Genomic DNA, 17,887 nt, shown 5'->3' on the forward strand with positions numbered 1-17,887 from the left:
ATTTGCCCCTTGGATCATCCGGCCGTTTCGCCCTATCTGATGATCCAAGGAGCATTGCCATGGACCACGTTCAAACCGACATCCTGATTTCCGGCGGCGGCGTTGCGGGGCTTGCCTCGGCGGCGGCTTTTGGCGCGGCGGGGTTTTCCGTTCTTGTCGTGGACCCTGCCCCGCCCGTGACCGACGAAGGCGCGGCCGGGGCCGATATGCGCACCACCGCGTTTTTGCAGCCCTCGGTCGATCTGTTGATCGCCGCCGGTTTGTGGGAGCGGCTAGCCCCCTTTGCCAGCGACCTACAGGTCATGCGCATTGCAGATGCCGGTGGCCCCGATCCCGTGGCCCGCATCACCAAGGATTTCGACGCCTCGGATATTTCCGACCGGCCCTTTGGCTGGAACCTGCCGAACTGGTTGTTGCGGCGGGAAATGGTGGCGCGTCTGGATGATCTGCCCAACGTCGAATTCCGCGCGGGCGTCGCGACGCGCAATGTCCTGACGCGTGAGCGTGAGGCGCGCGTGACCCTGTCCGATGGCACGCCGGTGCGCGCACGCCTGTTGATCGCCGCCGACGGGCGCAATTCGCCCGTGCGCAACGCAGTCGGGATCGACGTGAAAACAACGCGTTACGGGCAAAAGGCACTGGCCTTTGCCGTGACCCATCCCGAACCGCACAACAACGTCTCGACCGAGGTGCACCGCAGTGGCGGGCCCTTTACCCTTGTGCCGCTGCCCGACCGCGACGGGAAACCCTGTTCCGCCATCGTCTGGATGGAAAGCGGCCCCGAGGTGATCCGCCTGTCCAAACTACCGGTTGACGACTTCACCACCGAAATGAACGCCCGTTCTGCGGGTCTTTATGGGGAACTGACACTGGCCAGCCCCCTGTCCGTCTGGCCCATCATCAGCCAGATCGCCGAACGGTTTTACGCCGAACGTACCGCACTGATCGCCGAGGCCGCCCATGTGGTGCCCCCGATCGGCGCGCAGGGTCTGAACATGAGCCTTGGGGACACCCGTGTCCTGTTGGAACTGGCACAGGCCGATCCGGCGAACCTTGGCTCGGTCGAGATGCTGAGCACGTTTAACAAACGCCGCTGGCCCGAGGTGCGCGCGCGTGTGACCGGTATCGACATGCTGAACCGTGCGTCGATGATGGGGGCGCAGGGGCTGCGCGATATGCGGGCGAACGCGCTGAACGCGCTTTATTCCGTGTCGCCGGTGCGCAAAACCCTGATGAAGGCCGGTTTGGGCATGCGTTAACCGACGCCCAGCGGTCCGGGGCGATGTTCCTCGGACAACAGGACATTGGCCTCGACATTCCCGACACCTGGCAAGGTCATGATCCGGCGGCGCAGCACCCGTTCAAAGTCGCTTAGGTCCCGCGCAACGACCCGCAGACGGTAATCATACAGGCCCAGCACGTGCTGAACCGTCTGCACCTCGGGGATGGCCGTGGCCGCGCGTTCGAAATCCTCAAGGCTGACCCGTCCCTTGGTGGCCAGCTTGATCCCCAAAAACACCGTCACCCCGAACCCCAAGGCCTCGGCGTCCAGATCAATGCGGCGACCGGCGATGATGCCCGCGTCCTCCATCCGGCGAATCCGTCGCCACGTCGCCGGTTGCGACAGGCCCAGCGTCCGGCCAATCGCCCCCGCGCTTTGACCCGCATCGGCCAAAAGGGCGCGCAGAATCGCGCGGTCCTGGTCATCAAGGTCGATCATAACGGCAGGGCCTCGTGCTTTTTGATGTCGGACACATGCATCAGCGCCTCAATATCCGCGATATGGGGCAGCGTCAGAATGCGGTCGCGATAGATCGCCTGATAATGCGCCATATCCCGCGCCAGAATGTTCAGACGCACATCGACCTGCCCCAAAAACGTCTGTATTTCATAGGCTTCGGGCACATCGCGCGCGGCGGCCAGAAATTCGTCAAACGCGCGGGGGTTGGTTTTGTCCAGCGTGACGCGCAAACTGACCTCAACCTCATAGCCCAAGGCGCGCCAATCGATGCGCACGCGGGTCGCGCGGATCACCCCCGCCTGACGCAGCTTTTCCAGACGCCGCGTACAGGTCGCCGCCGTCATCCCCGCCCGCTCGGCAAGGGCGGCGTTGGAAATGTCCGGTTCCGCCTGAAGATGGCGCAACAACCGCCGGTCGGCATCGGTCACTTGCATGATTTCACCAAATATCCACTAGATCGCGAATTATATCTCCGACATTTGACGGAATTCTGCGCATTTTGCAACGCATCATCACGATGCACTTCGTATGTTGCCCCTCAGAATAATCGCCCGAACGGGCCTCAATGGAAGGACTGCGACATGCGCGTCTATTACGATCGCGATTGCGATGTGAACCTGATCAAAGAAACCAAAGTTGCCATTCTGGGCTATGGCTCGCAGGGCCACGCCCACGCGCTGAACCTGCGCGACTCGGGTGCGAAAAACGTTGTTGTCGCTCTGCGCGAAGGCTCGCCCTCGGCCAAGAAAGCCGAAGCCGAAGGCCTGCAAGTGATGGGCATCGCCGAAGCCGCTGCTTGGTGTGACGTGATCATGTTCACCATGCCCGACGAACTGCAGGCAGAAACCTACAAAAAATACGTCCACGACAACCTGAAAGACGGCGCAGCAATCGCGTTTGCTCACGGTCTGAACGTGCACTTTGGCCTGATCGAACCCAAGCCCGGCGTTGACGTCATCATGATGGCCCCCAAAGGCCCGGGTCACACCGTACGCGGCGAATACGTCAAAGGCGGCGGCGTGCCCTGCCTCGTAGCCGTCCACCAAGACGCAACCGGCAAGGCGCTGGACGTAGGTCTGTCCTACTGCTCGGCCATCGGTGGCGGTCGTTCGGGCATCATCGAAACCAACTTCCGTGAAGAGTGCGAAACCGACCTGTTCGGCGAACAAGCTGTTCTGTGCGGCGGTCTGGTTGAACTGATCCGTTGCGGCTTTGAGACCCTGGTCGAAGCTGGCTACGCACCGGAAATGGCTTACTTTGAGTGTCTGCACGAAGTGAAACTGATCGTTGACCTGATCTATGAAGGCGGCATCGCCAACATGGACTACTCGATCTCGAACACTGCAGAATACGGCCAGTACGTCACCGGCCCGCGCATCCTGCCCTACGAGCAAACCAAAGCTGCGATGAAGGCCGTTCTGACCGACATCCAACAGGGCAAGTTCGTTCGCGACTTCATGCTGGAAAACGCTGTTGGTCAGCCGACGCTGAAAGCATCGCGCCGCGCCAACGACGAGCACCTGATCGAAGCCACCGGCGAGAAACTGCGCGGCATGATGCCGTGGATCTCGGCTGGCAAGATGGTCGACAAAGCGAAAAACTAATCGCCCAGTTAAATAGCGATTGCACATTTCAACAGCCCCGCCATTGTCGCGGGGCTGTTTCTTTTTGCGGTGATGTGATGACCCCGACCCCCGAAATTACCCGTATGTCATGGCTGATGATTGCCGTCCTCGGCTTTACGTGGGGATCGACGTTTCTGGGCATTTCCATCGCGCTGGAGGGGATTCCGCCGTTCTGGCTGGCCACGTTGCGGCTGGCGATTGCGGCGGTGTTGCTCGGCGCGCTCTGGGCGCGGCGCGGGTTCCGCCTTGCGCTTGATCCGGACCGCAAGCCGACGCTGATCGCGCTGATCTGGACGGCCGCGGTGGCCTGTGGCGTGCCGTTCCTGTTGCTCAACTGGGGGCAACAGCACGTGACCTCGGGCTTTGCGGGCACGTCCATGGCGACCGTCCCCCTGATCGTTCTGCCGATGGCGCATTTCTTGGTCTCGGGTGAACGCCTGACCCCGCGATCCGTGATCGGCGTCGGGATGGGGTTTCTGGGGGTCTGGATCCTGCTCGGCCAAGACGCCCTGACCAGCAGCGGCAATGAATTGGAATTCTGGGGCCGCCTCGCCTGCGTCTCCGTCGCGGCGTGCTATGCGGTCAATTCAATCACCATCCGCCGCCTACCTCCGGTCGACACACTGGGTCTGGCGACCCTCATGATGGTATTCGGCGCGCTGATCACCTTGCCCGTCGCCCTGATCTCCGAGGGCCTCCCGCCGATGCCCGGACCACGCCCGATCCTCGCCCTGCTGTTCATTTCGATTTTCTCTACGGCGGCAATGAACATCTTGCGCGTGGCGGTCATCCGATCTGCCGGTCCGACCTTCATGACACTGGTCAACTATCAGGTGCCGGTCTGGTCAGTGGTGCTGGGCAGCATCGTTTTGAACGAACCCCTGCCACCCGGATTGCTGGGCGCGCTCGCCCTGATCCTCGCCGGTGTTGCCCTAGGTCAATGGGGCGCCCTGACACGGTTGTGGCGCAAAGCGGCATAGACGATTTCGACATAAACTTACTAAAAGCGCAAAATAGGCTGCATGAACAATGCGGCCTATTTTTCCGTTTAATAAAAGTTTTTCACGACAGCCCTGAAACAGGACCTATACAAATCGAACAATCAGGTGTTTTCCTGAATAACGGCGCAGATCCCATCGACCGTCTCGGTCAACATGCCCTCATCCTCACATTCGGCCATCACACGGATCAACGGTTCCGTCCCGGACTTGCGGATCAACAAACGTCCCTTGCCCACCAGACGCGCCTCGGCATCGGCAATCGCGGCCTGTACCGGCGCGCTGTCCAGCGGAGTTTGACCCGCCGTGAACCGCACGTTTTTGAGAAGCTGCGGAACCGGATCAAACCGGCGGGCCAACTCGGACGCGGTCTTGCCCGTTTCGACCATCGCGGCCAGAAACTGCAACCCCGCCAGCAACCCGTCCCCCGTGGTCGCGTAATCGGTCATCACGATATGGCCCGACTGTTCCCCGCCAAGGTTCCAATTCCCGCGCCGCATCGCCTCAACCACATAGCGGTCACCAACACCGGTCCGCTCCAGAGACAGGCCCTGTCCCTGCAAATACCGCTCTAGCCCAAGGTTCGACATCACCGTCGCGACCAAGGTGCCGCCGCGCAGACGATCCTGCTCGGCCCACCGCGATGCGAACAGGGCCATGATCTGATCCCCGTCGGCCACCACGCCGTTTTCGTCGATGATCATCACGCGGTCCGCATCGCCGTCCAGACAAATCCCCACATCCGCGCCATGGGCGACCACGGCGGCGGCGGCCTCTTCGGGGTGGGTCGAGCCGCATTTTTCGTTGATGTTCGTGCCATTGGGCGAGACGCCGAACGGGATCACCTCGGCGCCCAGTTCCCACAGGACCTCGGGCGCGGTACGATAGGCCGCGCCATTGGCGCAGTCGACCAGAACCTTGAGGCCTTCCAAACGCTTACCGGAACTCAACGTCGCCTTGACCCGCTCATAGTAGCGGAACCGGCCATCGTCGATCCGCTTGGCCCGACCGATGTTTTGCGCCTGTGCGGGCTCTACGCCCGACAGGGTCAGGGCCTCAATCTCGGCCTCGGCCTCATCAGACAGCTTAAACCCGTCAGGGCCAAAGAATTTGATGCCGTTGTCGTGGTGTGGATTGTGGCTGGCCGAGATCATCACGCCCACATCCGCGCGCATGGATGTGGTCAGCATCCCCACGGCGGGCGTCGGCACGGGCCCCAGCAGAAACACGTTCATCCCCGTCGAGGTGAACCCGGCCGTCAGCGCGTTTTCAAACATATAGCCCGACAGGCGCGTGTCCTTGCCGATCACCACACGGTGCGCGGCCGACCCGTCGCGACGGAAATACCGGCCCGCCGCCGCCCCAAGGCGCAGCGCCATTTCCGCCGTCATCGGATATTGGTTGGCCAGCCCCCGCACACCGTCGGTTCCAAACAGCTTGTCCGCCATAGCTCTACCCCCACATAGCCTGTGTCAGGCGCAGGGCCTGACGGGTTGCGGCCACATCATGCACCCGCAAAATCTGAACCCCTTGTGCCGCAGCCGCCATAGCGACCGCAACCGATCCCGGCATCCGGTCGGCGGCTTCTGGCACATCGCCGATCACGCCGATGAAACGTTTGCGCGACGCCCCAAGCAGGATGGGACAGCCCAACCCGTGGAAAATCGACAGGGATTTCAGCAATTTGATATTATGTTCCAACGTCTTACCGAACCCAATGCCCGGATCGACGGTGATCTGGTCGCGGCGCAATCCGGCGGCGACACAGGTTTCAACATATCCCGACAGCGCGTCATAGACATCCATGACCACATCGTCATAGCGCGGATCGGATTGCATGGTTTCGGGCGTGCCTTGGGCGTGCATGACGCAAACCGGCGCGTGCTCGGCCACGGCAACCGACAACAGTTCGGGGTCAAAGGTGAACGCCGCCACATCGTTGATCAGATCGGCCCCCGCAGCCATCGCCGCCGCACCCACGGCGGCCTTGCGCGTGTCGATTGAGATCGGCGTCGTCACACCGGCACCGCGCAGGGCGGCAATCACCGGCGCGGTGCGCGCGATTTCCTGATCCACGGGGACCTCTGCCGCACCGGGGCGGGTAGATTCCCCGCCGATGTCCAGAGTATCCGCACCGCCATCGATCAGGACCTGCGCCTGTGTCATCGCGGCGTCGGGCGCGTTGAACTGTCCCCCGTCGGAAAAGCTATCGGGTGTGACATTCAGAATGCCCATGATCCGCGGGGTATCCATGGCCATCCCCGCAATATCGGCGCGCGGGGCGCACAGGCGGGTCAGGATCGCATCATCAAGGCTATGCGCGGGAACAACGGTCGGGGCGGCATCACGGCGCAGCACCTCAACCTGATCGAACCAGCACCACCCGCCGGCCAGCGTGAATGCCGTCACAGGGCGTGGCGCGTCGGTGCGCGCGAGGGGACGAAAATAATCGGTCATACCCGTGGGTTTTTGGGCAAAACACCCGCTTTGGCAAGGGTCAGAGCGCGTCAGCCGCCGATTTCAGCGACAAAACCTCTACCCCCTCTGGGGTGTCCGTGGCGGGGGCGTCGTCAATCACCACCATGCGTCGCGCCGAGACCTCTTTCCCGAACCACAGGGCCAGTGCCATCGCATCATTCGGGGCGCTTGACGGGCCATCGACCGCATCCAGAACGATTTTCGACGGGGCCCAGACGCAAATCTGGTCGTGTTTCATCGCCCAATCGATTTCGGTACGCGTGTTGGTCACTACGCAACGCGGATCGCGCGCGGCCAAAACCCACGCGTTTTGTTCAATCGCCAACAGATCAATGCGGCGTTGCGCCAAGGGATGTGCGGCCACAGGCGCAGGCGTGTCCCCTGCCCCAACGCAAAGGATCACCGGCGCATCGCCCGCCGCCAGACGATCCACCCACGCGCTCAGGTCGCCCGAAGCCATCGCCGCATTGGACAGGTAAACCACGACGGGATGTTCAGCCGCCTGTTCGGCGGGGGTCTGGGTCAGTTCGGGGCGACGGTCGCGCACGATCTCGACCCCCAGCGCACCGGGACCACGGTCCAGCTTTTCCACACGGACAAAGACGCGCATCGGCTGGGGTTCGCGCAACAGGCGCAGCGCAATCCGTTCGGCCAGCGTTTCCAGCAGGTTCAGACGTTCAGACGCCAGTTCGCTCGCAATCGCCTCGGTGATCGTGTCATAGGACAGGATTTTATCGACATCGTCATCGACCGGTCCCGTTTGCGGGCGCAGTTCGACCACGACGTTGAACCGGACACGCTGGGTCTGGCCGCGCTCGGACTGAAACGCGCCGATCTCAACCTCAACCACATGGTCGCGCAGAGACAACCGGTCGCGCGGTTCATTCCCGCGCGCCAACGCTTCAGAGCGTTCAACGGGATGAGCAAAAGCTAGGTGAATGTCGCTGGTCATGGTCGGCCTCTATCGCGTATGCGCCATTCTTGCAACGTCCGACCGGCGCGGGCCGGTCAGAAACGTCATCTGGTCCGACAACTGCGACGGATGCTTAATTCAGCGACAGTTGCAGCGGCTTGCGGTAGAAATAGTGCTGGCCGATGGTCGCGGTGCGCTCAAACTTGCGCGCCCAGGACGGGTTCACGGCCTTGGTGTGATAGAAGGTGGCACCGCCCGTCAGGGTCCGGCTTGCCCCGTCCAGCATGATGCGGGCGACCTTGCCCACGCGCTCGAACGCGGCGGGTTCGTGGATCACCTCGGCGTGGCCGTCACAGGTATAGGTGAACTGGCACTGATAGCGTTTGCCGGTGCCTTGGTTGATCACACCACAGACGCTGTCGGGATAGCTGCGGGAACTCACACGGTTCAGGATGACCTCGGCCACGGCGAACTGTCCCTTCAGGGTCTCGCCACGGGCTTCGAAATACAGGGCCTCGGCCAAGCACGCCCATTGCTCACCACCGGTGGCCGCGGGCTGTGTCGACAGCCATTCGGCATCATAGCGCAGATCGGTTGCCGCAGGGGCCGGTAGGGCTAGGGCCTCAAGCCGGCGCTGGTTCACAGCGCTCAGACCTTGGCGTTCAGCTCCCAAAAGACGCGACAGACGTCCATCGATTTCCTCAATCGGATTGGTCGATGTAGATACCGTGACGTCCGCATTCGCACCCAGTGCCATTGCCAAACCTGTCACAGCCGCCAAAGCGCCTTTTTTGAACCAAGCCATGCGTCTTCCCCATAAGGCACGGCCAGAGCGTGGCCGCCAAGCGGGGCGTTTAGACCAAACGGCCCGAACTGTCCACCCACGCGGGAATCAACGGCGGCGCACGGTGCATAGAACGCCCACAGCTCGCAAGCAGATTTTGCAAAAAATCGATAAAAACTTGGTTTAATCCCAAGCTTTTAGAACCGACCGCCCGCCACAGGGCATCAGGGCCAGCTGTGCGGCAGCAAGTCGCGCCACGGGCACCCGAAATGGCGAACATGAGACGTAATTGAACCCCTGCTGTCGGCAAAAGGCGATAGATTCGGGATTACCCCCGTGCTCGCCACAAATCGACAGGGTCAGGTCGGGGTCGACCTCACGCCCGCGCGATGCACCGATGTGCAAAAGCTCACCCACGCCGTCCACATCCAGTGAATGGAACGGGTCCTCGGGGAAGACGCCCTGCTGGACATAGGACCCCATAAACCGCCCCGCGTCATCGCGCGACAGACCATAGGTCATCTGGGTCAAATCGTTTGTCCCAAAGGACAGGAACGCGGAATGCTGGGCGATGTCACCGGCGCGCAGGGCCGCGCGCGGGGTTTCCACCATCACGCCCAGACGGAAATCGAAATCCGTGCCGGTTTCGGTTTTGACCCGCGCAGCAATCGCGTCGATGCGGGTTTTGACCAGTTCGACCTCACGCTTGGCACTGACCAGCGGGATCATGATCTCGGGCACAACGGGGGTGCCGCCCTTGCCCGCCTCGACGGTCGCCTCGAAAATCGCGCGGGCCTGCATCTCGTAAATCTCGGGGACCGTGACCCCCAAGCGCACACCGCGCATACCCAGCATCGGGTTGAATTCCGACAGGGCCTCAATCCGGCGGGCCACATCGGACACGGGTTTGTCCAGCGCCTCGGCCAGTTGGCGCACGCCTTCGCGGTCATGGGGCAGGAATTCGTGCAAGGGCGGGTCGAACAGACGGATGCACACGGGCGTTCCCGCCATGATCTCAAACAGGCGGGCGAAATCGCGCCGCTGCATCGGCAAGAGCTGATCCAACGCCGCCGCGCGGTCCTCAGGCCGGTCGGCAAAGATCATTTCGCGCATCACCGTCAGGCGGTCGTCCTCAAAGAACATGTGCTCGGTGCGGCACAGGCCAATCCCGTCCGCCCCGAAATCCCGCGCAATCCGCGCATCCGCCGGTGTATCGGCATTGGCGCGCACACCCACGTCGCAAATATCCTCGGCCCAAGACAATAGCGCGCGAAACGCATCGTCCAGCGCCGGTCCCAGCATCTTGGCCTCGCCCGCAATCGCGACCCCTTTGGAGCCGTCGATGGTGATGATGTCGCCCTCGGCAAAGGTGCGCCCGTCCTTGGTGCGCAACACCCGCGCGCGGGAATCCAGCGTGATCTCGGACACGCCCACCACGCACGGCACCCCAAGGCCGCGCGCGATCACCGCTGCGTGGCTGGTGATGCCGCCGCGTTCGGTCAAGACCGCGCTGGCGGCATGCATGCCGCGAATGTCCTCGGGCGTGGTTTCACGCCGCACAAGGATACAGGCCTCATCACGCGCCGCAGCCGCCTGTGCCGCGCGGGAACTGAACACGATCCGGCCCACCGCCGCACCGGGGCTGGCCGCAATCCCATGGGCAAACACATCGTGGCGACCGGTCTTGTCCACCTGACTGTGCAACAGTTCGTTCAGGGCGCGCGGTTCGATCCGGCGCACGGCCTCTTCGCGCGGGATGATCCCCGCATCGGCCATGGACACGGCAATGCGCACCGCCGCGCGGGACGAACGTGCCACGCGGATCGCGTCCAGCACATAAAGCTGTCCGTCCTCGATGGTGAACTCGATCTCCATCTCTTCGCGCAGACGTTCGCGGCACACTTCGCCCCAGCGCAAAAGGGATTTGAACACCTCGGGACAGCGTTCCTCAAGCGAGGGGCCGCGCGCGTCCTTGGTCAGATACAGAATGCCGTCGTCCCCGTCCGACAGGGCGGCGCGGCCTTGGCTCTGGCCGCGATAGCGCCCGCGGATCTGGAAATGGCCGGTTTCGGGGTTCACGAAATGGATCACGCCCGAGCCGCTTTCGCCCGGGCCAAGACCAATCGCCATTTCCTGCACCACAAGGCCCAGACCCGCATCGGCAGGCGCGCCTTTGGCCTGACGCAACAGACGGGCGGTCGTGCCTTCCCATGCGCGCGCCATAGACCGCAAAACGGATTCCAATTGCGCCACCGCGTCGGTCGGGAACGGCTCATCCGCCTCGTCCTCATAGGCGGCAAGGGCACGGGCGATGGCGTCGGGGCTGGCCTCATCCTCTTCGAACAGATCGGGGTCAAGGCGCGCCACCTCAACCGCGAAGGTCTGGATGAACCGCAAATACATAGCGTCCGCAGCATCGGCGCCGAAGTTGTCTTTCAGGCGCGCATGCACGGCGGCATTCATCCCGATGTTCAGGATCGCCCCAGGCCCACCCCAATCAGGATCCTGACTGGACGGACGCACGGACAGCAGGGGCATGTCATTGAAAACCGTCAAAAGCGGCCCAAGATCAGGCACTTGCCCCGTCGCGATCCGGTGCACCGCATCGAAATCAAGCGCCACGGTCGCCGGCACAGGCATTCCCAAACGCACCAGACGTTGCAAACATTTCGCACGCCCGCCATGGCGGTCCGGCGACATGTCGGCGGTTTCGGTGATGACGGTATAGCCTTCGAGACCGGAATATTTCTGCACTGCGGCACCCCTGTTATTGGGGTCAGAATACGCCCATTGCGGCCCCACGCAAGTGATCCGTGGCGCCGCAATTCAGGTTTCTGGGATTTATCCGTCGATCTTGGTCAGATCGGCCACCTGCAAACAGATCACGCGGATACGCCCCAGCAGGTTCAAACGGTTACGGCGCACGATATCGTTGTCCGCGTTCACCTGAACCGCCTCAAAGAACGCATCGACCGGACCGCGCAGCGTGGCCATGGCGGACATGGCAGCGGCGAAATCTTCGTCCTGCATCGCGGGTTTGATCGCAGCCTCGGCGGTGTCCAGCGCCGCAAACAGCGCCTTTTCCTCGTCCGTTTCGGCGAATTTGATATCGGGGCCAAAGCTGTATTCGACACCGTCGTTGGTTTCGGCCTGTGTCAGGATGTTGTTGGCGCGCTTGAACCCTTGGATCAGGTTCGCGCCATCCTCGGTGTCGAGAGTCGCCTGCAGCGCGCGGGCACGGGTCACCAGCAAGGTGATATCATCCGCCCCGTCCATCGCCAGACAGGCGTCGATCACATCGTGACGCACACCTTCGTCGCGCAGAAGCACTTTCAGCCGGTCATGAAAAAAGGAAAGCAAAGAACTTGAAACGGAGCGCTTTTGCGCTTCAATCTGCTTGGTCAGTCCGCGGCTTGTCATCAGCCATTTTGCTTCTTCGGCGGAGTCCGGCATACTTTCCCCAGCTTTTTGCTCCGCGGCAATCCAATCGGTTCGCAACCGCAAGCAAACTGGTTCAAACTTTTCTGCCCAATCGCCGATGACATCGGAAACAGACAATCTAAGCTCATTCATGACTAGCAAGCGAATTACGCCCAATGCCGCGCGGCGCAGGGCGTAGGGGTCTTTGGACCCCGTCGGCTTTTCATCAATCGCCCAGAACCCCGTCAGCGTGTCCAGCTTATCGGCCAGCGCCACGGCCACCGACACCGGATCGGTCGGAACGTCGTCCGACGGCCCAAGGGGGGAATAGTGATCACGGCACGCATCGGCCACGGCAGCGGGCAGGTCGGCGCGCAGAGCGTAATAGCGCCCCATGATCCCCTGCAGTTCGGGGAATTCATAAACCATCTCGGACGACAGGTCGGCCTTGGCCACGCGCGCGGCCAGTTCGGCCTGATCCGCATCCGCCGCAACGGCCGGTGCCAGAGCACGGGCCAGTGCCGCAATCCGGTCGATCCGCGCGGCCTGCGACCCCAGCTTGTTGTGGAAGGTGACATTGGCCAGAGGTGCGGCCATGGCCTGCATCCCCTCACGCGCGACGGCGCGGATGTCGTTTTCCCAAAAGAATTTCGCATCCGACAGACGCGCCGCCAGAACCTTTTGGTTCCCGGCCAGAATGGTCGCGCCATTGTCCGTGGTTTCGCGGTTGGCGACGGTCACGAACTTCACGATCTTGCCGGATTTCGGGTCGCGCACGGAAAAGAATTTCTGGTGCTCTTTCATCGAGGTCTGCAGAACCTCGGGCGGCAGCTCAAGGAACTGATCGTCGATATTGCCCATCAGGACCACGGGCCATTCGACCAGACCCGCAACCTCGGCCAGCAGGCCGCGATCCTCAACCACCTCAAGCCCTTGGGCAAAGGCCATGTTGGTGGCGTCATGCCAGATGGTCTCGGCCCGCTCAGCCGGATCCAGAACGACCGACGCGCGTTTCAGCTTGGTCTGGTAATCCTCAAACGAGGTGACGGTGAAGGCATCCGGCCCCATGAACCGGTGCCCGCGCGTCGTATCGCCCGAGGTGATCCCATCCACGTCCAGCGGCACAACAGTCGCGCCATCCTCGCGCACCATGATGCACAGGATCGAATGCAGCGGACGCACCCAGCGCAGCGACCCCGCGCCCCAGCGCATGGATTTCGGCCAAGGGAAGTTGCGGATCGCACCCTCCAGAACCTCGGCCACGATATCGGCGGCAGGACGGCCCTGTTTCTCGATCACGGCGAAATACACCTGACCCTTTTTGTCGTCGCGAACCTCAAGCTGCTCCATGCTGAGACCGGTTGAACGCAGGAACCCCTCAACCGCCTTTTCGGGCGCGCCGACCTTGGGGCCTTTGCGCTCTTCTCGGGTGTTGGGGCTTTCTTCGGTCAGACCGTCAATCGTCAGGGCCAGACGGCGCGGCGTGGTGAACGCGGCCGCGCTTGCATAGGTCAAACCGGCCTCAACCAAACCATCGGTCACGATTTTCTTGAGATCTTCGCCCGCGCGTTTTTGCATGCGGGCGGGGATTTCCTCGGAAAACAGTTCAATCAGCAGATCGGGCATCAGTCTTTCCTATTATCCACGTTTTGCCATGGTGATTTTGCGGCGTTCGCCATAACCGGGCAAAATTTCAAATCCGTACTCCGTCAGGATACGAACACAATCCTCTCGGGTCTCTTCGCCCAGACGTTCGGGGCCGGTGTCAATCGCCACCGCCGCAGTCCGCGCAAGGGTCGCCTTGCCGCCGATCAGAACCTCGGGTTCGGCCCCTTCGGCATCCATTTTCAACAGTTTGACCGCGCCGATCCCGTGCTTTTCGGCCAGCGCGTCAAGGGTTGTGGCCTGTGCGCAAAAGGCCTTGGTCGCGCCTTTGGGGGCCAGGAACACAGAACTGTCCGCGCGTCCGGGCGCGCTGTAAAAGGTCAGTTCGGTTTCCTCTTTCCACAGAATGGCGCAATCGGTGGTGATCGCGTCGATCTCGGCGGTGTTGCGGTTCAGACAGGCCACAACATCGGGATCGCCGTCAAACGAGAAGACCCGCGCCCCGGCCATGGCCGCCGCGATGGAAAAATCCCCCATATTTGCGCCGATATCGATCACTGTATCCCCTTTGGACACCGGAAACTGATGGGCCAATCCGAACTCGCGTTTCAGACGGTCCTGACGTGCCTCCCATCCCCGCCGGTAGGACCGCCACAGCAAGGCCGAGGGCACCACCACATCGCGTTGATCAAGATGCAGGACAAACCCGTCCCTATCCGGTGTAATCGAGAGCCGTTTCAACCGATCCACCCCGAACCGAGCGACAAAGTTATGCACCCTGAGATGCAACGCCTGCTTGGCGGTTAAATCGAGAACGGCACCCATGTCCAAAACCCCTTACTTTGCCTTGTCGGGCGGAGGCGGACATCCATCGGGCGCGTCCTTGCCCGAGAATACCGCATCGCCACATTCATTTAACACCTGCCACGCGAACCCGCGCCCATCGGGCAGAACCGCGACGATCCTGTCGACGCCGTAATCGGTGGTTTGCTCGGCCTCAAACGCGACGGCCTCGCCGCTGGTCAGGGCGCGGTCGATCTCATCGGCGTCAAAGCAATCAAACCAGCCCGGCGTGACCAAGGGAACCGCGTCCTCGCGGATTTCATAGGTCTCGGTCAGGGTCGCAATCGACAGGGGCACGGTGAAACAGGCGCGGAACCGCATGGGCGAGGTGTCTGTGTCAACGCCACGGAAGTCCTCAACCGGAATGTCCTCACCCGCACCGGTGCTCAGCGACACCAGACGCATCACCGCCTGTTCATCCGTGGCGGCGACGTCATAGTAATAGGCGTGAACCTGTGTGTAATAGACGCCGATCCCTGCGGCGATGGCCATAATCACGGTAAATGCTGCCAATAGCTTGCCGGTCACGATGCCTGCTCCGCCGCCTCGGGGGTCCAGCCGCCCGCTTCGGTCATCACAAAGGCATCGGCGCATTTCTTGGCCAACGCCCGCACACGCCCGATATAGGCCTGACGTTCGGTGACCGAGATCACGCCGCGCGCGTCCAGGAGGTTGAACAGGTGGCTGGCCTTGATGCACTGGTCATAGGCGGGATGCGCCATGACGATACGCTTGCCGGTTTTGGGATCGTCATAGGGCTGATCCAAAATCGCCTGACACTCGGCCTCGGCCTCTTCGAAATGCTTCAGCAACACTGCGGTGTCGGCCACGTCAAAGTTCCAGCGCGAATATTCCGCCTCGGTCTGACGGAAGACATCGCCGTATTTCAGGGCAATCGCGGTGTCGGGATCGTTATAGGGCATGTCCATCACGTGATCGACGCCCAGAACATACATCGCCAGACGTTCCAGACCATAGGTCAGCTCGCCCGAGACGGGTTTACAATCGTGGCCGCCGACCTGTTGGAAATAGGTGAACTGGCTGACCTCCATGCCGTCGCACCAGACCTCCCAGCCCAGACCCCACGCGCCAAGCGTCGGGCTCTCCCAGTCGTCCTCGACGAACCGGATGTCGTGCAGGTCCATGTCGATGCCGATCGCCTCAAGGCTGCCAAGATAGAGCTCTTGCAGGTTCGGCGGGCTGGGTTTGATCAGGACCTGATACTGGTAATAGTGCTGCAGACGGTTGGGGTTTTCACCATAACGCCCATCGGTCGGACGACGCGAGGGTTGCACATAGGCCGCCGCCCAAGGCTGTGAGCCGAGGCTGCGCAACGTGGTCGCGGGGTGGAACGTACCGGCGCCGACCTCCATGTCATAGGGCTGTAGCACGGCACAGCCTTTGGATGCCCAATAGTTCTGCAATCGCAGGATGATGTCCTGAAAGCTGCGCGGTTTGTCCATGCTCATCGTAGTGTTGCCCTGTTGCCCTTCGCAAACAGCGCCTTCAATAGGCGCGCACGAAGCTGTGGTCAATTGTTGTAGGCGTCGTTAACAGGTTTCGCGTGCAATCGCATGTGACTTTGGTACCAATATCAAAGATTCAGCAAGAAAAGACGCCCTAGGTGAGAAGTGGACGGCATGGTTAAGCTCTTAAAGGTAATTCTAAGTTTGATGGTTCTGGCATTGCCGGTTCAGGCGCAGGACACGTCCTGGGTTCAGGTTGAGGCCCAGCCGACCCTACGCGAGGCCCAAGAGCGTGCCCGCGTGTATGCCGCCCAGTTCGGCGCGGCTGTGAACGGGTTTCAATTGTCCTCGGGGTGGTACGCGATTGCGATTGGCCCCTTTGGCGTGGATGAGGCCCCGATTGAGCTGCGCGATATGCGCCGCGCCGGTCAGATTCCCGGCGATTCCTTCGTGGCCGACGGCAATAGCTATCGCCAACAGTTCTGGCCCGTGGGCGCATCCGCCGCTGTCACCCCGACACCGGTAGAACCCGCTGAGGCAACCGAGGTTCAAGAGATCGTCGAAGAGCAGATCGAAGAGGCCGTCGAGGAAACCATCGAGGTCGTCGAAATCGTTGAAGAGACCCCCGCCGAGGCACGGCGCAGCGAGCGCGAGTTGGACGCCGATGGCCGCAAGCTGTTGCAAGAGGCGCTGCAATGGGAAGGGTTCTATAACGCGGGCATCGACGGCGCATTCGGCCCCGGCACGCGCCGCGCCATGTCCGAATACCAAGGGTTCAAAGGCTATGAGGCGACCGGCATCCTGACCACGCGCCAGCGCGCGGAACTGGTCGATGGCTATCGCGCGCAGATCAATGCGCTGGGTCTGAAAACGGTTGAGGACGCCAATGCCGGTATCCGCCTGACCATGCCCACCGCGATGGTCAGCTTTGACCGGATTGAACCGCCGTTCATCCACTACACCGGCACCGCCGAAAACGGCGTCAACGCCCTGTTGATCAGCCAAGAGGGCGATCAGGCCACTCTGTTTGGTCTTTATGACATCATGCAAACGCTTGAGATCGTGCCGATGAACGGCGAGCGCAGCCGCGACAGCGATAGCTTTACCCTGACCGGTCAGAACGCCGATCTGCACAGCTATACCTATGCCGCGCTGGAAGACGGGGCGATCAAGGGCTTTACCCTGACGTGGAAGCCCGCCGACGAGAAACTGATGATGCGCGCCGTTGAGGCCATGCGCAGCAGCTTTGAGCCCACCGCCGGTGTGCTGGACGAGACCCTTGGCGATCCGAACGGGCCGCAAAGCGTCGATCTCTTGGCCGGTCTGGAAATCCGCCGCCCCGACCTGTCACGCAGCGGGTTCTTTATCGACGGTGCGGGCACGGTTCTGACCACGACCGCCGCCATCGCCCAGTGTGAGCGCGTGACCATCGGCGATGACACCGAGGTCAGCATCGCCGCGCAGGACGACGCCCTTGGTCTGGCCCTGTTGAAACCGCAGGCGACTCTGGCCCCGCTGGCCTATGCGGCGTTCCAGACCGGCCAGCCGCGTCTGAACAGCGAGGTGGCCGTGGCCGGCTACAGCTATGGTGAGGTTCTGGACATGCCGGTTCTGACCTATGGTCAGCTGTCCGATGTCAAAGGTCTGGCCGGTGAGGACACCATCAACCGCCTGACCCTTGCCGCCCTGCCCGGTGATGCCGGTGGTCCCGTGTTTGACGCATCTGGCGCGGTGATGGGCATGCTCTTGCCCCGCGCCGAGGACGGGCGTCAGTTGCCAAGCGACGTCAGCTTTGTCGCCGCTGTTCCGGCCATTGCCGAGTTCATCAGCACCAGCAACCTGAGCGTTGCCGCGTCGGACGCAAGCGGGTCGATCGCGCCTGAGGACCTCAGCCTGCTGGCCGCCGATATGACGGTGCGGATCAGCTGCTGGAACTAAACGGGTATCAGGATTGAAACGATGAAAACCGCGCCTTCGGGCGCGGTTTTTGTTTGAGTATTTTTGCCAAGATGAA

At 62.0% G+C, this 17,887-nt stretch carries 15 protein-coding genes; 4 read left to right on the forward strand and 11 right to left on the reverse strand.

Features of this window, described 5'->3' with window-relative positions:
• The first annotated feature begins 59 nt into the window (after positions 1–59).
• Positions 60–1,259 (forward strand): UbiH/UbiF family hydroxylase, encoded by a 1,200-nt coding sequence (locus R1W00_RS09205; protein ID WP_317262449.1) that lies wholly within the window; start codon positions 60–62, stop codon positions 1,257–1,259.
• Here the strand turns inward: R1W00_RS09205 and R1W00_RS09210 are convergent.
• Positions 1,256–1,720, reverse strand: a complete 465-nt coding sequence (locus R1W00_RS09210) for an Lrp/AsnC family transcriptional regulator (protein WP_317262450.1) — start codon at positions 1,718–1,720, stop codon at positions 1,256–1,258. The genes R1W00_RS09205 and R1W00_RS09210 overlap by 4 nt on opposite strands.
• On the reverse strand, positions 1,717–2,175 hold the full coding sequence (locus R1W00_RS09215; RefSeq protein WP_317262451.1) for an Lrp/AsnC family transcriptional regulator: 459 nt from the start codon (positions 2,173–2,175) through the stop codon (positions 1,717–1,719). Before R1W00_RS09215 ends, R1W00_RS09210 begins: the two co-directional genes overlap by 4 nt.
• 147 nt (positions 2,176–2,322) lie before the next feature.
• On the opposite strand from R1W00_RS09215, the gene ilvC reads away from it, so the two are divergent.
• Positions 2,323–3,345 (forward strand): ketol-acid reductoisomerase, encoded by a 1,023-nt coding sequence (gene ilvC / locus R1W00_RS09220; RefSeq protein ID WP_317262452.1) that lies wholly within the window; start codon positions 2,323–2,325, stop codon positions 3,343–3,345.
• Between the two features lie 77 nt (positions 3,346–3,422).
• Positions 3,423–4,346, forward strand: a complete 924-nt coding sequence (locus R1W00_RS09225; protein WP_317262453.1) for a DMT family transporter — start codon at positions 3,423–3,425, stop codon at positions 4,344–4,346.
• 122 nt (positions 4,347–4,468) lie between these two features.
• Here R1W00_RS09225 and glmM read toward each other — a convergent pair whose 3' ends face one another.
• From glmM to R1W00_RS09270, 9 genes are all read right to left on the reverse strand, one after another.
• Positions 4,469–5,812: a phosphoglucosamine mutase gene (gene glmM, locus R1W00_RS09230; RefSeq protein WP_317262454.1), complete on the reverse strand. Its 1,344-nt coding sequence runs from the start codon at positions 5,810–5,812 to the stop codon at positions 4,469–4,471.
• Between the two features lie 4 nt (positions 5,813–5,816).
• Positions 5,817–6,821: a dihydropteroate synthase gene (gene folP, locus R1W00_RS09235; RefSeq protein WP_317262455.1), complete on the reverse strand. Its 1,005-nt coding sequence runs from the start codon at positions 6,819–6,821 to the stop codon at positions 5,817–5,819.
• A gap of 40 nt (positions 6,822–6,861) precedes the next feature.
• The gene (locus tag R1W00_RS09240; protein WP_317262456.1) at positions 6,862–7,794 is read right to left on the reverse strand and encodes a dihydroneopterin aldolase; all 933 of its coding nucleotides are present in this window, start codon (positions 7,792–7,794) and stop codon (positions 6,862–6,864) included.
• A 94-nt stretch (positions 7,795–7,888) separates the two neighbouring features.
• Complete coding sequence (locus R1W00_RS09245; RefSeq protein WP_317262457.1) at positions 7,889–8,560, reverse strand: cell wall hydrolase; 672 nt, start codon at positions 8,558–8,560, stop codon at positions 7,889–7,891.
• A 162-nt stretch (positions 8,561–8,722) separates the two neighbouring features.
• The gene (locus R1W00_RS09250; RefSeq protein WP_410901544.1) at positions 8,723–11,293 is read right to left on the reverse strand and encodes a putative PEP-binding protein; all 2,571 of its coding nucleotides are present in this window, start codon (positions 11,291–11,293) and stop codon (positions 8,723–8,725) included.
• An 87-nt stretch (positions 11,294–11,380) separates the two neighbouring features.
• Positions 11,381–13,585 (reverse strand): glycine--tRNA ligase subunit beta, encoded by a 2,205-nt coding sequence (gene glyS, locus R1W00_RS09255; RefSeq protein ID WP_317262458.1) that lies wholly within the window; start codon positions 13,583–13,585, stop codon positions 11,381–11,383.
• A 12-nt stretch (positions 13,586–13,597) separates the two neighbouring features.
• Positions 13,598–14,389 (reverse strand): FkbM family methyltransferase, encoded by a 792-nt coding sequence (locus tag R1W00_RS09260; protein WP_317262459.1) that lies wholly within the window; start codon positions 14,387–14,389, stop codon positions 13,598–13,600.
• A gap of 12 nt (positions 14,390–14,401) precedes the next feature.
• Complete coding sequence (locus R1W00_RS09265; RefSeq protein ID WP_317262460.1) at positions 14,402–14,935, reverse strand: DUF6446 family protein; 534 nt, start codon at positions 14,933–14,935, stop codon at positions 14,402–14,404.
• Complete coding sequence (locus R1W00_RS09270) at positions 14,932–15,876, reverse strand: glycine--tRNA ligase subunit alpha (RefSeq protein ID WP_317262461.1); 945 nt, start codon at positions 15,874–15,876, stop codon at positions 14,932–14,934. Before R1W00_RS09270 ends, R1W00_RS09265 begins: the two co-directional genes overlap by 4 nt.
• A 171-nt stretch (positions 15,877–16,047) precedes the next feature.
• On the opposite strand from R1W00_RS09270, the gene R1W00_RS09275 reads away from it, so the two are divergent.
• On the forward strand, positions 16,048–17,811 hold the full coding sequence (locus R1W00_RS09275) for a serine protease (protein ID WP_317262462.1): 1,764 nt from the start codon (positions 16,048–16,050) through the stop codon (positions 17,809–17,811).
• The last annotated feature ends 76 nt before the right edge of the window (positions 17,812–17,887 follow it).

Origin of the sequence: Rhodovulum sp. FJ3 (assembly GCF_032918305.1) — a bacterium.
Taxonomy (GTDB): Bacteria; Pseudomonadota; Alphaproteobacteria; order Rhodobacterales; family Rhodobacteraceae; genus SAT37.

Bases quoted from the DNA above. Each gene is read 5' to 3' on its own strand.
- R1W00_RS09225 (WP_317262453.1), top strand. From the start codon at position 3,423: ATGACCCCGACCCCCGAAATTACCCGTATGTCATGGCTGATGATTGCC.
- ilvC (WP_317262452.1), top strand. From the start codon at position 2,323: ATGCGCGTCTATTACGATCGCGATTGCGATGTGAACCTGATCAAAGAA.
- R1W00_RS09245 (WP_317262457.1), bottom strand. From the start codon at position 8,560: ATGGCTTGGTTCAAAAAAGGCGCTTTGGCGGCTGTGACAGGTTTGGCA.
- R1W00_RS09260 (WP_317262459.1), bottom strand. From the start codon at position 14,389: ATGGGTGCCGTTCTCGATTTAACCGCCAAGCAGGCGTTGCATCTCAGG.
- glmM (WP_317262454.1), bottom strand. From the start codon at position 5,812: ATGGCGGACAAGCTGTTTGGAACCGACGGTGTGCGGGGGCTGGCCAAC.
- R1W00_RS09270 (WP_317262461.1), bottom strand. From the start codon at position 15,876: ATGAGCATGGACAAACCGCGCAGCTTTCAGGACATCATCCTGCGATTG.
- R1W00_RS09205 (WP_317262449.1), top strand. From the start codon at position 60: ATGGACCACGTTCAAACCGACATCCTGATTTCCGGCGGCGGCGTTGCG.
- glyS (WP_317262458.1), bottom strand. From the start codon at position 13,585: ATGCCCGATCTGCTGATTGAACTGTTTTCCGAGGAAATCCCCGCCCGC.
- R1W00_RS09215 (WP_317262451.1), bottom strand. From the start codon at position 2,175: ATGCAAGTGACCGATGCCGACCGGCGGTTGTTGCGCCATCTTCAGGCG.
- folP (WP_317262455.1), bottom strand. From the start codon at position 6,821: ATGACCGATTATTTTCGTCCCCTCGCGCGCACCGACGCGCCACGCCCT.
- R1W00_RS09210 (WP_317262450.1), bottom strand. From the start codon at position 1,720: ATGATCGACCTTGATGACCAGGACCGCGCGATTCTGCGCGCCCTTTTG.
- R1W00_RS09240 (WP_317262456.1), bottom strand. From the start codon at position 7,794: ATGACCAGCGACATTCACCTAGCTTTTGCTCATCCCGTTGAACGCTCT.
- R1W00_RS09275 (WP_317262462.1), top strand. From the start codon at position 16,048: ATGGTTAAGCTCTTAAAGGTAATTCTAAGTTTGATGGTTCTGGCATTG.